This window comes from Pseudomonas sp. TH49, from assembly GCF_016650625.1.
Lineage (GTDB): Bacteria > Pseudomonadota > Gammaproteobacteria > Pseudomonadales > Pseudomonadaceae > Aquipseudomonas > Aquipseudomonas fluorescens_H.
This window is the reverse complement of the sequence record NZ_JAEKFL010000001.1, coordinates 3130379-3144812: the sequence shown is the minus strand read 5'-3', so window position 1 is coordinate 3144812 and position 14434 is coordinate 3130379. Positions and strand designations below refer to the sequence as shown.

General features: G+C 60.6%; 12 protein-coding genes. 1 reads left to right on the top strand and 11 read right to left on the bottom strand.

The genetic code is table 11. From position 1 onward, the window contains the following. Window positions 1–8: 8 nt before the first annotated feature. Both pgl and zwf read right to left on the bottom strand, forming a co-directional pair. Window positions 9–722 (bottom strand): 6-phosphogluconolactonase, encoded by a 714-nt coding sequence (pgl, locus tag JFU48_RS14225; RefSeq protein WP_003227435.1) that lies wholly within the window; start codon window positions 720–722, stop codon window positions 9–11. Next, a complete protein-coding gene (gene zwf / locus JFU48_RS14220; RefSeq protein ID WP_201136768.1) occupies window positions 709–2175 on the bottom strand; it encodes a glucose-6-phosphate dehydrogenase in 1467 nt (488 codons plus the stop codon). The genes pgl and zwf overlap by 14 nt, the downstream gene beginning before the upstream one ends. 226 nt (window positions 2176–2401) lie before the next feature. Here zwf and JFU48_RS14215 point away from each other — a divergent pair, with 226 nt between their 5' ends. Next, entirely contained in the window at window positions 2402–3262 is an 861-nt protein-coding gene (locus tag JFU48_RS14215; protein WP_169432688.1) for a MurR/RpiR family transcriptional regulator, read from the top strand. A gap of 119 nt (window positions 3263–3381) precedes the next feature. Here the strand turns inward: JFU48_RS14215 and JFU48_RS14210 are convergent, their stop codons facing one another. The 9 genes from JFU48_RS14210 to JFU48_RS14170 all read right to left on the bottom strand — a co-directional run bounded on the left by JFU48_RS14210 (window position 3382) and on the right by JFU48_RS14170 (window position 14221). After that, the gene (locus JFU48_RS14210) at window positions 3382–4236 is read right to left on the bottom strand and encodes a D-hexose-6-phosphate mutarotase (RefSeq protein ID WP_007969321.1); all 855 of its coding nucleotides are present in this window, start codon (window positions 4234–4236) and stop codon (window positions 3382–3384) included. 287 nt (window positions 4237–4523) lie between these two features. Further along, window positions 4524–5873 (bottom strand): carbohydrate porin, encoded by a 1350-nt coding sequence (locus JFU48_RS14205; RefSeq protein ID WP_201136767.1) that lies wholly within the window; start codon window positions 5871–5873, stop codon window positions 4524–4526. 196 nt (window positions 5874–6069) lie between these two features. Continuing rightward, on the bottom strand, window positions 6070–7230 hold the full coding sequence (locus JFU48_RS14200) for an ABC transporter ATP-binding protein (protein WP_201136766.1): 1161 nt from the start codon (window positions 7228–7230) through the stop codon (window positions 6070–6072). A gap of 2 nt (window positions 7231–7232) precedes the next feature. Next, complete coding sequence (locus tag JFU48_RS14195; RefSeq protein WP_007969317.1) at window positions 7233–8078, bottom strand: carbohydrate ABC transporter permease; 846 nt, start codon at window positions 8076–8078, stop codon at window positions 7233–7235. Further along, complete coding sequence (locus JFU48_RS14190; protein WP_003227452.1) at window positions 8071–8979, bottom strand: carbohydrate ABC transporter permease; 909 nt, start codon at window positions 8977–8979, stop codon at window positions 8071–8073. Before JFU48_RS14190 ends, JFU48_RS14195 begins: the two co-directional genes overlap by 8 nt. Before the next feature lie 153 nt (window positions 8980–9132). Then, a complete protein-coding gene (locus JFU48_RS14185) occupies window positions 9133–10434 on the bottom strand; it encodes an ABC transporter substrate-binding protein (protein ID WP_003227454.1) in 1302 nt (433 codons plus the stop codon). A gap of 118 nt (window positions 10435–10552) precedes the next feature. Continuing rightward, a complete protein-coding gene (locus JFU48_RS14180) occupies window positions 10553–11812 on the bottom strand; it encodes a D-mannose isomerase (protein WP_201136765.1) in 1260 nt (419 codons plus the stop codon). A gap of 218 nt (window positions 11813–12030) precedes the next feature. Continuing rightward, window positions 12031–13500, bottom strand: a complete 1470-nt coding sequence (locus JFU48_RS14175; protein WP_103521239.1) for an ATP-binding protein — start codon at window positions 13498–13500, stop codon at window positions 12031–12033. Next, window positions 13490–14221 (bottom strand): response regulator, encoded by a 732-nt coding sequence (locus JFU48_RS14170; RefSeq protein WP_003227460.1) that lies wholly within the window; start codon window positions 14219–14221, stop codon window positions 13490–13492. The genes JFU48_RS14175 and JFU48_RS14170 overlap by 11 nt, the downstream gene beginning before the upstream one ends. Window positions 14222–14434 lie beyond the last annotated feature (213 nt).

The window sequence follows — 14434 nt, the reverse complement described above, 5'->3', positions numbered from 1 at the left end:
TCCTTGGCTCATGGGCACCAGTAAATCTCTAACGTAGGTTGCAGAAACGCGCGTACCGGCATGGCCGCGACGTCGTCGGATGCCAGCGCGGCATTCAGGGTGGTCAGTTTCGACTGACCGGAAATCGACAGAATCTTGTGCTTTGCCGAAGCCAGCAGCGCGCGGCTCATGGTCAGGCGTTGACGCGGCACGCTCGGCGCCAGCATCGGCCAGCAGCGACGAGTGCCGTCGATCTGCAAGGCTTCGGTCAGGTTCGGGCTGTCGGGGAACAGCGACGCGGTGTGACCGTCATCACCCATGCCCAGCACCAGCACGTCGATCGGCGGCAACTCGGCCAGCAGACGATCGGCGTGCTCCGCAGCCTGCTCGACGTTGGCCGCCGCGCTATAAAGGCTTAAGAACGTTGCCTTGGCCGCCGGCCCTTTGAGCAGATACTGCTTGAGCAGGCCGGCATTGCTGTCGGCATGCTCCACCGGCACCCAGCGCTCGTCGGCAAGGGTCACGACGACCTTCGACCAGTCCAGCTCCTGCTTGGCCAGGTGCTGGAAAAACGCCACCGGACTGCGACCGCCAGAGACCACCAGCACCGCGTTGCCGCGTGCAGCGATGGCATCGCTCAGCTGCTTGGCGACATTCAGCGCCAGACCTTCAGCCAACAGCACCGGGCTCTTGAATGGGTGAGCGTGCACGCCCGCAGGCAGTTTCACATCAGATATCGCCATACCACGACCTCCCGTCCCGCGTGATCAGTGCAATCGAGCTCATCGGCCCCCACGACCCGGCCGCATACGGCTTGGGCGCGTCACCGGATTTTTTCCAGCCGGCGATCAACTGGTCACACCACTTCCACGCGGCTTCGATTTCATCTTTACGGACAAACAGGTTCTGATTGCCGTTCATCACTTCCAGCAACAACCGCTCGTAGGCATCGGGGATCCGTGCGCTGCGCCAGGTGTCGGAGAAATTCAGTTGCAGCGGCCCGCTGCGCAGTTGCATGCCCTTGTCCAGGCCCTGCTCTTTGGTCATCACACGCAGGGAAATGCCTTCGTCCGGTTGCAGACGGATGATCAGTTTGTTGCTGATCTGCAGGCGCTGTTCCGGCGCAAAGATGTAGTGCGACGGTTCCTTGAAGTGGATGACGATCTGCGACAGTTTCTGAGGCATGCGCTTGCCGGTACGCAGGTAGAACGGCACGCCGGCCCAGCGCCAGTTGCGGATGTCGGCACGCAGGGCGACGAAGGTTTCGGTGTCGCTCTGGGTGTTGGAATTCGGTTCTTCGAGGTAACCCGGAACGGACTGGCCTTCGCTGTGGCCGGCGATGTACTGGCCGCGCACCACCTGAGTGGTCAGGCCCTCCGGGCTGATCGGTGCCAGCGCCTTGAGCACTTTGACCTTTTCGTCACGGATGCTGTCGGCGGACAGGTCGGCCGGCGGGTCCATGGCGATCAGGCACAGCAGCTGCAACAGGTGATTCTGGATCATGTCGCGCAGTTGGCCGGCCTTGTCGAAATAGCCCCAACGGCCTTCGATGCCGACCTTCTCGGCCACGGTGATTTCCACGTGGGAGATGTAATTCTGGTTCCACTGGGTTTCGAACAGGCTGTTGGCGAAACGCAGGGCGATCAGGTTCTGGACGGTCTCTTTGCCCAGGTAGTGGTCGATGCGGTAAGTGCGGTTCTCCGGGAAGAACTGCGCCACGGCGTCGTTCACTTTGCGCGAGGATTCCAGATCGGAGCCGATTGGTTTTTCCAGCACCACACGGGTGTTTTCTGCCAGACCGACTTTCGCCAGGTTCTCGCAGATCGCGCCGTACACCGCTGCCGGTGTGGCGAAGTAGGCAATCATGCGTTGCGTGGTGCCGGCGGCTTCGGCCAGCGCCACATAGTCTTCAGCCTTGAGGAAGTCGACGTGCAGGTAGCTCAGGCGCGCCAGAAAGCGCTCGGCCACGGCCTCGTCCAGCTCTTTGCCGACGTAACGGCGCAATTCGGCGGCGATGAACGCCATGTGCTGCTGCTCGGAACCGGGTTCACGGGCCAGCGCGATGATGCGCGTGTCTTCGTGCAACAGGTCGGCGCCATCGAGGTGATAAAGGGCAGGAAACAGCTTGCGCAGGGCCAGATCGCCCAGAGCGCCGAACAAGGCAAAGGTGCACGGTTCAACCGTAATCGAAGGCATGATGTTTGTTCTTTTATCAAGTTAAGCTACAAATACCTTTTTTCAAGGCATCACTCAAGGGAAAATGTAGTAATAACCACAACATTTTCGCAAAATACAGATTCCGAGTGGTGGTCGGTCGGAGCCATCAGTAGGATAGGCCACCGTTACGGGCCATATCAAAGGCCCAATTTGCATAGCCCGGCGCACCTTTGCGCAGGTGAATTAGGAATTCCATATGGACCGCGTGCGAAATTTACTGGAACAGATCCAGAGTCGCCTTGAAGAGCTGAACAAGGCCGAACGCAAAGTCGCCGAGGTGATCCTGCTCAACCCGCAGCAGGCCACCCGCTTCAGCATCGCCGCCCTCGCCCAGGCAGCAAAGGTGAGCGAGCCGACGGTCAACCGTTTCTGCCGTTCGTTCGGTGTCAGCGGCTACCCCGAACTCAAGCTGCAACTGGCGCAGAGCCTGGCCAGCGGCGCGGCGTATGTCAGCCGTGCGGTGGAGGCCGATGACAATCCCGAGGCCTACACGCAGAAGATTTTCGGCAGCGCCATCGCTTCGCTGGACAGTGCTTGTCAGGCGCTCGATCCGAACCTGATCAGCCGCGCCGTCGACCTGTTGATTCAGGCCCGGCAGATCCACTTCTTCGGCCTCGGCGCTTCGGCGCCGGTGGCGCTGGATGCGCAGCACAAGTTCTTCCGTTTCAACCTCGCCGTCACCGCCCATGCGGATGTGCTGATGCAGCGGATGATTGCTTCGGTGGCGCACACCGGTGAACTGTTCGTGATCATTTCCTACACCGGCCGCACCCGCGAGCTGGTGGAAGTGGCGCGCATCGCCCGGGAGAACGGCGCTTCGGTGTTGGGCCTGACCGCCGAGAATTCGCCGCTGGCCAAGGCCAGCACCCTGAGTCTGAACATTCCGCTGCCGGAAGACACCGACATCTATATGCCGATGACCTCGCGGATCATTCAGCTGACCGTGCTGGATGTGCTGGCGACCGGCATGACCTTGCGCCGTGGGGTGGATTTCCAGCCGCATCTGCGCAAGATCAAAGAGAGCTTGAATGCGAGCCGGTATCCGGTGGGTGACGAGTTCAACTGATCCAGAATTTCGGCTGAATGATCAACCGTCATCGCGAGCAGGCTCACTCCTACATTTGAAATGCGTTCCCCTGTAGGAGTGAGCCTGCTCGCGATGAGGCCAGCAGACACACCAAAAATCTAGGCCGCAGCCCACGCCTGCAAACTCAAATGCGCCTTCTCTCCCGGCGCCAGATGCAGGCTGTCGGTACCCCCCGCCGCCGCTTCGACACAGACAAACTCCGTCACTTCATCCCAACTCACGCCCAACAGCGGTCGCGAGCCCGGATGCCAGACCACGGTGTCGCCGCTGTCACCGGTATCGATGCACAACTCGCGCTGCCAGGCGTGATCCTTGAGCTGTAATTCGCCGTCGTGCTGGAACACCCGCTGACAACCACCATCGACGCGCAACTCGCCTTCCTGCTGGCAGGACTGGCGGCTCAACTGGTCGTAACCTTGCGCGCCTTCGAGGCCAGACAGCGCTATCTCACCGACATCGCCAATACGCCAGTAAGCGTGCAAAGCCTGGCTCAACTGGCACGGCATGTCGTCCTGATGCTCGGTGCTCAGGCGTAATTCCATGCGTTCACCGAGGTGCGCGTGCAGGTCGACCTGCCAGTCGCACAACTGCAATTGCCAGTGCAGGCGCACGCCATCTTCGGCGCTGCTGCTGTCGAGCAGCTTCCAGTCGAGCAGTCGTGCCCAGCCATGGGATGGCCAGGCGTTTTCGCTCGGATGGCGGCCATACCACGGCCAGCACACCGGCACGCCGCCACGAATGGCGCCAACGTGCGGCCACTTCGCCGCACACCACAACCACGGTTTCTGCCCGCGTGGCTGAAAGTGCAGCAACTGCGCGCCCTGCCGACTGAACACCGCCTGACACAGCGGATGGTCGATCACCAGCACATCGCGCATCTGATAGCGCTCCCAGGCAAACACCGGTCGTTCGCGCAGGGATTTGAAGAAGCGTTGCAGCGGATGCTCATGCATTGGCCACGGTCCTGAAAATCATGGGGGTACTCAACAATCCACATTGCTCTTGTGGCGAGGGAGCTTGCTCCCGCTGGGCTGCGAAGCGGCCCCGAAACCTTTCACTGCGGTGTGTCATTTAAACCTCATCATCAGGATTTACGACTGCTGCGCAGCCGAGCGGGAGCAAGCTCCCTCGCCACAAATGGGTACGCCACAAACCTTGTATACGAGTGTCGCAAAAAAAAGCGGACAGCCTTGGCTGTCCGCAAATATGCGCACATAGAGAGGAGCTTATCGCAGACGCGTCAGAACGTAGACTGAATTTTCAGGCCAGCGACCAAAGCGTTGTCCACTGCATCGACACCACCCGGGTGAGTGATGTACTGCAGGTTAGGACGTACAGTCAGCCAGTTGGTGACGTGGAAGCCGTAGTTGATCTCGTAGTTGTATTCGGTATCACGAATCGGCGAGAACACCGGATTGTCGTAGTCCGAAACACCGTTGGAAGCGTTCAGCAGTTCGGCGTTTTTCTTCACGTCATCGTTGACGTGGATACGTGCCGCGCCGATGCCGACGTCATCCTTCGGACGCGCGTCGAACGGGCCTTTGTAGACAAACATCACCGACTGGTAGTTGTCGATGAAGTTGGTGTCCTTGTCGTGGAACGTGGCGTTGGCCGCAATGTTCAGACCGCGCGAGGCATCACCGTTATGGCTGGTGAGTTGCTGTTGCGCGACGAACCAGTAGCCGTGTTTGCTGCTGTGGGTCTTGTACGCGTCGCCAGTGGTTGCAGCGTCGAAGCCGTTGACGTCTTCACGGACGTCATTGGCGTCAGCCGTGCTCTTGTAGTAACCGACGCGGTATTCGCCGGGCAGGCTGTTGACCTTCGGCGACCAGACCAGTTCGACTGGCAGAACGGTGCCCTTGGTGCCACTGCCGCTGAGTTTGAAACCGTTGCCGTGTTCCAGCTGCGACGGGTTCTGGTTGTACGCACCGATCTGCGCGTAGAGCTCGTCGTTGATGTTGTACTTGACGCGGATCGCGGCCTGGCTGACTGGCCAGTTGTACCAGATGTTGGTCGCCCAGTTACCCACTTGCGAACCGCAGAACGCCAGGTTCTGGAAGTCGCACGGGAAGGTGTTGAAGTCTTCGCCTTCGCCGAAGTAACCGGCCTTGACGTCGAGCTTGTTGTCGAAGAACTGGTGCTGAATCCACAACTGGGTCAGACGCACCATGTGGCCACGACCGTAGACTTCCTGCGAGGACGACAAGGTGCCGGCACGCGGATCGCCAACACGGTCGTTGGAGATGTTTTCGCCATTACGATTGGTCAGCTGGATCTTGGCCTGGGTGTTGTCCCAGCCGAGCAGTTTCTGCAGATCCAGCGCCGCGCCGAGACCAAACTGATCGCTGTAGCGTGCAGTCTTGTCGTCGTTGTAGCCTCCGTGCAGGTTGCCGCCAACTTCACCGACATAGTCCATCTTGATGTCGATACCCTGCTCGATCAGCTTGGTACGCTCGCCACCCCAGTCGCCGGTCATCCATTTCGAATCGGAGCTGAATGCATCGTCAGCCATTGCATTGCCGGCCAGCACCAATGCCGCCGCAGCTGACACTTGGCAGATCAACCGGGCATTGACGTGTTTCTTTTTCATCCCTACATCCTCGTCTTTATTGTTATTAACTGTTTTTTTCCAACGTGGTTTACATAAAAAGTGCGGCGAACGACAGGCCGAACACCACTTTTCCCCTGTGGGAGCGGGCTTGCTCGCGAAGGCGTCATGTCAGTCGCCATGTGTGCTGCCTGACACTCCGTTTTCGCGAGCAAGCCCGCTCCCACATTTTTGTTCTTCAGCGACCCTTGAATTGTGCCACGTTCGCCGACCGCGCTTCGGTCTGCGCCTGGCCCGCAACGCCCAGACGCTCGCCAGTCTTGGCATCGAACAACAACACTTTCGACGGATCGAATTGCAGTGTCAGGGTCTCGCCCACCTGCGGTGCCACGTCCGGTGCCAGGCGGCAGCAGACCTTGGTTTCATTCAGGTTGACGAACACCAGGGTGTCCGGACCGGTCGGTTCGGTGACCTGCACTTCGGCCTTGATGCTCGGCAGGCCATTGCCCTCGCCGCTCGCCAGAACGATCTGTTCCGGGCGCAGGCCGAGGATCACTTCGCGACCCTCAAGACCGGCGTCCTGCATGCTCATCGGCAACTCGCAACGGGCCTGGCCGCTGTCGAGCAGTGCCAGCAAACGACCGTCCTTGCGTTGCAGGCGCAGCGGGATGAAGTTCATCGGTGGCGAACCGATGAAGCTCGCCACGAACAGGTTGGCCGGATCGTTGTAGATCTCTTTCGGCGTGCCGAACTGCTGGATGATCCCGTCCTTCATCACCGCCACTTTGTCGCCCAGGGTCATCGCTTCGATCTGGTCGTGGGTCACGTAGACCGTGGTGGTTTTCAGGCGCTGGTGCATCAGTTTCATTTCGGTGCGCATCTCGACGCGCAGCTTGGCGTCGAGGTTGGACAGCGGCTCGTCGAACAGATAGATCTTCGGCCGCCGCGCCAGTGCACGGCCCATCGCCACACGTTGCTGCTGGCCACCGGAGAGCTGGCCCGGCTTGCGGTTGAGCAGGTGTTCGATCTGCAGCAGCTTGGCCACGCGTGCGACTTCTTCGTCGATTGCCGACTGCGGCATCTTGCGGATCTTCAGACCGAACTCGATGTTCTCGCGCACGCTCATGGTCGGGTACAGCGCGTAGGACTGGAACACCATGGCGATGTCGCGATCCTTCGGGCTCATGCCGCTGACGTCCTGGTCGCCGATCATGATCGCGCCGCCGGTGATGGTCTCGAGGCCGGCGATGCAGTTCATCAGGGTCGACTTGCCGCAGCCCGACGGGCCGACCAGGATCAGGAACTCACCGTCCTTGATCGACAGTTCGATGTTCTTCAGGGTGTCCGGCAGGCCGGCACCGTAGGTCTTGTTGACGTTGCGAAGTTCGAGCGTTGCCATGATTACCCCTTGACTGCGCCGGCCGTCAGCCCGCGCACGAAATACTTGCCTGCGACCACATAGACCAGCAGGGTCGGCAGGCCGGCGATCATCGCCGCTGCCATATCCACGTTGTATTCCTTGGCCCCGGTGCTGGTGTTGACCAGGTTGTTCAGCGCCACCGTGATCGGTTGCGAATCACCGCTGGAGAACACCACACCGAACAGGAAGTCGTTCCAGATCTGGGTGAACTGCCAGATCAGGCAAACCATGATGATCGGGGTCGACATCGGCAGAATGATCTGCCGGAAAATCGTGAAGAAACCCGCGCCATCCAGCCGTGCAGCCTTGATCAGCGCATCGGGAATACTCACGTAATAGTTACGGAAGAACAGCGTGGTGAACGCCAGACCGTAGACCACGTGCACGAACACCAGGCCGGTGGTGGTGCTCGCCAGGCCCATCTTGCCGAGCGTGAACGAGGCTGGCAGCAGCACGGTCTGGAACGGCAGGAAGCAGCCGAACAGCAGCAGACCGAAGAACAGCTGCGAACCGCGGAAGCGCCAGAACGACAGCACGTAGCCGTTCAACGCGCCGATGGCAGTGGAAATGACCACGGCCGGCACGGTGATCTTGATCGAGTTCCAGAAGTAACCGTCAACCGTGGCCCAGGCCTTGACCCAGCCGATGCCGCTGACCACGGTCGGCCAACTGAGCAGGTTGCCGGTGCTGATGTCTTCCGGGGTCTTGAAACTGGTCAACAGCATCACCACCAGCGGAATCAGGTACAGCAGGACCGCGAGGATCAGCACCGCGTAGATCGCGACGCGACTCAGGCTGAAGGCAGGTTTGGCAGCGAGACTAGTCATGACGCTTGGTCCTCAGCTCGGAGTACAGGTAAGGCACGATGATCGCGAGAATCGCACCGAGCATCAGAATCGCACTGGCCGAGCCCATGCCCATCTGGCCGCGACTGAAGGTGAAGGAATACATGAACATCGCCGGCAGGTCGGAGGAATAACCCGGGCCACCGGCCGTCATCGCCGCGACCAGGTCGAAGCTCTTGATCGCGATGTGCGCCAGAATCATTACCGCACTGAAGAACACCGGACGCAGGCTTGGCAGCACCACTTTCCAGTAGATGGTCGGCATGCTCGCGCCATCGATCTGTGCGGCACGGATGATCGACTGATCAACGCCACGCAGGCCGGCGAGGAACATTGCCATGATGAAGCCCGAGGCTTGCCACACAGCAGCGATCACCAGGCAGTAGACCACACGATCCGGGTCGATCAGCCAATCCAGACGGAAGCCTTCCCAGCCCCAGTCACGCAACAATTTGTCCAGGCCCATGCCCGGGTTGAGCAGCCATTTCCACGCGGTACCGGTGACGATCATCGAGAGCGCCATCGGGTACAGGTAAATGGTACGGATAAAGCCTTCGCGACGGATGCGCTGGTCGAGGAACACCGCCAGCAGCACGCCGATCACCAGGGTGATGCCAATGAACATGCCACCGAACACCGCGAGGTTCTTGCTCGCGACCCACCAGCGGTCGTTGTCGAACAGCCGGGCGTATTGCGCCAGACCGGCCCACTTGTAGTTGGGCAGAAACGTCGAGGTGGTGAACGACAGCACGAACGTCCACAGGATGTAGCCATAGAAGCCCACCAGCACGATGAACATGCTCGGCGCCAGCACCAGTTTCGGTAGCCAGCGCTGCAGTGCATCGAACGGCGAGGCTTTGCTGAACACAGCAACAGAACTCATGGGGAAATCCAGTACGAGGGTAGAAAATTCACACGCTTTCCCCTTGTGGGAGCGAGCTTGCTCGCGAAGGCGTCCTGTCAGTTGATATTGCGATTGCCTGACACTCCGCTTTCGCGAGCAAGCTCGCTCCCACAGGGGCTGCGGTGCTGATGCTTATTTGGCCGACTGAACCGCCGCGCCGAGCTTCTTGGCCGCATCGGCCGGATCGGCTTTCGGGTCGTTGATGTAGTTGGTCACCACATCAAAGAACGCGCCCTGCACCGCCAGCGTGGTCGCCATGTTGTGCGCCATGCTCGGCTGCAGGCCGCCCGTCTTGGCGTCTGCCAGGAAGTCCTTGGCAGCGGTCTGCGCGCAGGAGTCGAAACCGAGCTTGTCCATGTTGTTCAACATGTCGTTACGCACCGGGATCGAGCCTTTGTTGATGCTGAAGACTTTCTGGAAGTTTTCACCCAGCACCACTTTGGCGATGTCCTGCTGACCGGCCGCAGTGCCTTTGTCTTTCTGCTTGAACACCGCCAGGGAGTCGATGTTGTAGGTGAACGCCTTGTCGGTACCCGGGAAGGCTACGCACTCGTAATCCTTGCCGGCGACTTTCTTGGCAGCAGTCCACTCGGACTTGGCCCAGTCACCCATGATCTGCATGCCGGCCTTGCCGTTGATGACTTTGGCCGCTTCCAGGTTCCAGTCCTGGCCTTTGCCGTCGACGTCCATGTAGGTCGCGACTTTCTTCAGCTCGGTCAGCGCCTTGACCATCTCGGGGCCGGTCAGCGCTTTGTTGTCCAGATCGACCAGGGCTTTCTTGTAACCATCAACGCCCATGACCGAGAGCACCACGGCTTCGAACACGGTGCTGTCCTGCCAAGGCTGACCGCCGTGGGCGAGCGGGATGAAGCCCGCAGCCTTGAGCTTGTCGCCAGCGGCGTAGAATTCTTCGAGGGTGGTCGGGTTTTTGGTGATGCCGGCTTTCTTGAAGACTTCCGGGTTGATCCACAGCCAGTTCACACGGTGAATGTTCACCGGCACGGCCACGTAATCACCGTCGTACTTCACGGTATCGGAGACTTTCTTGTCGAGCAGGCTGTCCCACTTCTCTTCTTTGGCCACGTCTTTCAGGACGTCGGTGTCGAGCAGACCGGTGGAGGCCCATTCCTGAATGTCCGGGCCTTTGATCTGGGCGACGCCCGGCGGGTTGCCGGCAACCGCACGACTTTTCAGTACGGTCATGGCCGTGGCACCGCCACCGCCGGCGACAGCGCCGTCTTTCCAGGTAAAGCCGTCTTTTTCGACTTGGGCCTTGAGCACATCGACAGCGGCTTTTTCGCCACCGGACGTCCACCAGTGCACGACTTCCACCGAACCTTTGGATTCGGCAGCGGACACACTGAGGGGCAGAATTGCGAGCGGGAACAGGGAGGCGACAGAAATGACAGTAGCGAGGCGAGAAATCGCATTCATCTGAGATGTACCTTTCTTGTTGTTATGCATGCAAGTCTGGTGCTTGCGCTGCACAGGAGTTTAAACAGGGCGTTTCCCCCCGCAGGTAACGAAGGGACGCGCAAATGTCACCACATGGTTACACAGGAACGGACCGAGATAATTGCGCCAGAGCCGTTGCCATACTCGGTGACAAGGGTAGACGAGGAATCAGCACTGCTTGCCAGGCGTGATACAGATCCGGCTTGCCGGCCCAGATATCGGCACTCGGGCGGTTCTGCGGATCGAGTTCGTGATGCCAGCTGCCGTCGCAGCGATCGATGAAATACATCTCGCAGAATTCCCAGAACTGGCGGTACCAGATTTCGTATTGCTGATCGCCAGTGCGTTTGAGCAAGGCACTGGCGGCGGCGCTGGCCTCGGCATGGGTCCAGTGCAAGCGATGGCGGACCACTGCTCTGTTGTCCCAGTCGAGGGTGTAGACGATCCCCGGGGCGCCATCGACGTCCCAGCCGTTTCGGCAGTTCTGTTCGAAGAGTTTTTGCGCATCGGTCGCCAGCCAGCCCGGCGTGAGCATCCCGGCCTGGACCCGCGCCGCTTCGAGGTGCAGCAACAGCCGCGCCCACTCGAAACCGTGGCCCGGCGTGGTGCCGTAAGGGCGGAAGCCGTCGGCCGGATTGTCGCGGTTGTATTCGCGCAGCGGTTGCCAGTCGCGGTCGAAGTGTTCGATGACCATGTAGCCATTGGCGGCGGCGTGACCGTGAATCACTCGCTCGACGATGCGTTGCGCACGCACCAGCCAGCGCGGGTCTTCGGTGACATCGGCCAGCGCGAGGAATGCTTCGGTGGCGTGCATGTTGCTGTTGGCGCCGCGATAGGCTTCTTCTTCGCGCCAGTCGCGATTGAAGAATTCGCGCATCGCGCCCTCTTCTTCGCTCCAGAAATAGGTGTCGATGATATCGATCGCATCATCCAGCAGCGCCTGGGCGCCGGGACGTTGCGCAACCACCGCAGAACTGGCTGCGAGCGCAACGAAAGCATGCAGATAGGCGTTCTTGCCGGTATTGCCGTCGCGATGTTCGGCGACCGCAAACCAGCCACCGTGCAGCGCATCCCGCAGCGGCCCGCGCAGGGCCGCGATGCCGTGATCGACCAGTTCGGCAAACCCCGGCAGCCCCTGAATATGGGCCATGGCGAAACTGTGGGTCATGCGCGCGGTGTTCATGGTTTCGGCCTGCGCGCTCGCCGGCAAACGGCCGCGCTCGTCGAGGTTGCCGAAACCTTCGGGCAGTCTGGAAGCCTTGGCGAATGCCAGCAGACGCAGGCCTTCGTCGCCGAGCCATTGCTGGTGAGCAGGGGCGTTCAGCCAACTGCTGAAGCCTGGGTGGAAAAGATCCATGGGTGGCCTTTTTTGTTGTTATGACTGCGGGGAGTCTAAACAACGGGCCGCGGTGGGCTTGTAACGAAGGGGGCGGGTTTTGTCACCAGCTCGTGACATAGATCAGAAGTGAAACCTGTGGCGAGGGAGCTTGCTCCCGCTGTGGCGCGAAGCGGCACCCAAAAGACGGCCTGCTGCGCAGTCCAGCGGGAGCAAGCTCCCTCGCCACAGGGGTGGTATCAGTCAACACTGCGCGGCAACTGCAACGTCACCCGCAACCCACCCTCACGCAGATTCTGCAACGTCACTTCACCGCCATGGCTGTGAGCGATGTTGCGCGCAATGCCCAGGCCCAGCCCATAACCCTGCTGCTGCCCGGCCAAGCGAAAGTGCGGCTCGAACACCTGCTCCAAGCGCTGCTCCGGGACACCCGGGCCTTCATCGTCGACGTGCAGGACAAACGCGCGCTCATCGTCATCGATGTGCAGATGCGCGTTCTGCCCGTACTTCAACGCATTGTCGATCAGGTTACCGATGCAGCGCTTCAACGCCAAAGGCTTGCCCGGATACGCCGCCAGCGCCTTGCCTTGCTGGGTCACGCGGCCATTGCCGTTGGGCGCCAGATACGGCTCCACCAGACAATCGAGCACATGATTGAGATCCACCGGCTCGATGTTCTCGTGGATGTCGGTGTCTTTCACGCATTGCAGCGCGCCTTTGACCAGCAACTCAAGTTCATCCAGATCGCGGCCGAACTTGGCTTGCAGCTTCTCGTCTTCGAGCAGTTCGACGCGCAGGCGCAGACGAGTGATCGGCGTGCGCAGGTCATGGGAAATCGCGCTGAACAACTGGCTGCGTTCGGTCAGGTAACGGCTGATGCGTTCGCGCATGGTATTGAACGCACGGCCCACTTCCACCACTTCGCTGCCGCCGCCCTCGGCCACCGGCTCGACATCGGCACCCAGCGACAGATCTCGCGCCGCCCGGGCCAGACGCTTGAGCGGCCGGCTCTGCCAGTGCACCAGCAGGCCGATGAACAGCAGTAAAAAGCCGCTGGTAAGGACGATGAACCACACCTGCTGCGCCGGCAGGCCTTGTTCTTCGAGGCTGGTGTAGGGTTCGGGCAACAACGACGCGATGTACAGCCATTCGCCCGGCGCCATCTGAATCTGCGTCACCAGCACCGGCGGATTCACCGGTTCCAGGGTCAACGCGTAATGCGCCCACGAGCGCGGCAGCTCATCGAGTTTCAGCCCGGCATTGAAGATCCGCAGATCCTCGGGGCTGACGAAGGTCACCGAGATATCAGTGTCATGGCCCAGCGACTGACGCAGCACTTCGTCCACTGCCTCGATCACCGCCGCCTTGCGCGGGGTGATCGGCAGCACGTCCATACCCAGCGGCTTGTCGTTGAGCGTCACCACAAAACGGGTGCCACCCATGCTGCGCAACTGGTCGAGTACCAGCGGCCGGTACGCCACCGGCAGCGAGCGAAAATAACTGACGCTGGCGGTCATCGAATGGGCGAGGCTGCGGGCGCTGGTGACCAGGCCTTCGAGCTGGGTCGCGCGCAGTTGCGAGACCCAGATCACGCTCGACAACGTCTGCGCGAACAGCACCGCCAACAGGGTCAATAGCAGCATCCGCCCGAGCAGCGAACGCGGCACCGGGACTTTGCTGGCGAGCCGGCGCAGCGACTCAGTGACCATTGCCGGCAACCACATTGGCTGCCAGTTGGTAGCCGCTGCCGCGCACGGTGCGGATCAGTCGTGGCGGTTTTTCCGTGTCGCGCAGACGTTGGCGCAAGCGGCTGACGGCCATGTCGACAATCCGGTCGAGCGGCATCAGGTCGCGGCCACGGGTGGCGTTGCCGATGGTGTCGCGGTCGAGGATTTCCTGCGGATGATCGAGAAACAACTTCAGCAGCGCGAAGTCGGCACCGGAGAGAATCACTTCTTCGCCGTCGGTGTGGAACAGTCGATGGCTGACCATGTCCAGCCGCCACTCGTCGAACGCCAGCACGTCGCTGCCGCTGCGCTCCTGACCGAACTGGGCACGTCGCAACAGCGCCTTGATTCGGGCTTGCAGCTCGCGGGGACTGAAGGGTTTGCCGAGGTAGTCATCAGCGCCGAGCTCCAGCCCGATCACGCGGTCGGCTTCGTCGGAACTGGCGGTCAGCATGATGATCGGCACCTGCGCCTGACGCGGATGCTGGCGCACCCAGCGGCACAGGCTGAAACCGTCTTCGTCGGGCAGCATCACATCGAGGATCACCAGATCGCTGGGCGCCTCGTTGAGTGCCTGGCGAAAACTGGCGCCATCGGCTGTGGCCCGCACCTGGAACCCGGCGCGGGTCAGGTAGGTTTCCAGCAACTCGCGTATTTCCTGGTCGTCATCGACCAACAATATCGACTTGTTGACTGAGCTCACTTCGAAGGCATCCTTGTTGTTGGAATTGGGGCGGATTATGCCTTAAGCACTGATTTTACAAACACCACAAAACACCTGTAGGAACAAAACCTGTGGCGAGGGGATTTATCCCCGATGGGTTGCGCAGCGACCCTGGAAAAGCAGGGCCTGCTTCGCAGGCCATCGGGGATAAATCCCCTCGCCACAAAGGCTCACTCCTACAGTTTGATTGCA

Coding starts and splice junctions, on each gene's coding strand:
- pgl (WP_003227435.1), bottom strand. CDS start 722: ATGGCGATATCTGATGTGAAACTGCCTGCGGGCGTGCACGCTCACCCA.
- zwf (WP_201136768.1), bottom strand. CDS start 2,175: ATGCCTTCGATTACGGTTGAACCGTGCACCTTTGCCTTGTTCGGCGCT.
- JFU48_RS14210 (WP_007969321.1), bottom strand. CDS start 4,236: ATGCATGAGCATCCGCTGCAACGCTTCTTCAAATCCCTGCGCGAACGA.
- JFU48_RS14205 (WP_201136767.1), bottom strand. CDS start 5,873: ATGAAAAAGAAACACGTCAATGCCCGGTTGATCTGCCAAGTGTCAGCT.
- JFU48_RS14200 (WP_201136766.1), bottom strand. CDS start 7,230: ATGGCAACGCTCGAACTTCGCAACGTCAACAAGACCTACGGTGCCGGC.
- JFU48_RS14195 (WP_007969317.1), bottom strand. CDS start 8,078: ATGACTAGTCTCGCTGCCAAACCTGCCTTCAGCCTGAGTCGCGTCGCG.
- JFU48_RS14190 (WP_003227452.1), bottom strand. CDS start 8,979: ATGAGTTCTGTTGCTGTGTTCAGCAAAGCCTCGCCGTTCGATGCACTG.
- JFU48_RS14185 (WP_003227454.1), bottom strand. CDS start 10,434: ATGAATGCGATTTCTCGCCTCGCTACTGTCATTTCTGTCGCCTCCCTG.
- JFU48_RS14180 (WP_201136765.1), bottom strand. CDS start 11,812: ATGGATCTTTTCCACCCAGGCTTCAGCAGTTGGCTGAACGCCCCTGCT.
- JFU48_RS14175 (WP_103521239.1), bottom strand. CDS start 13,500: ATGGTCACTGAGTCGCTGCGCCGGCTCGCCAGCAAAGTCCCGGTGCCG.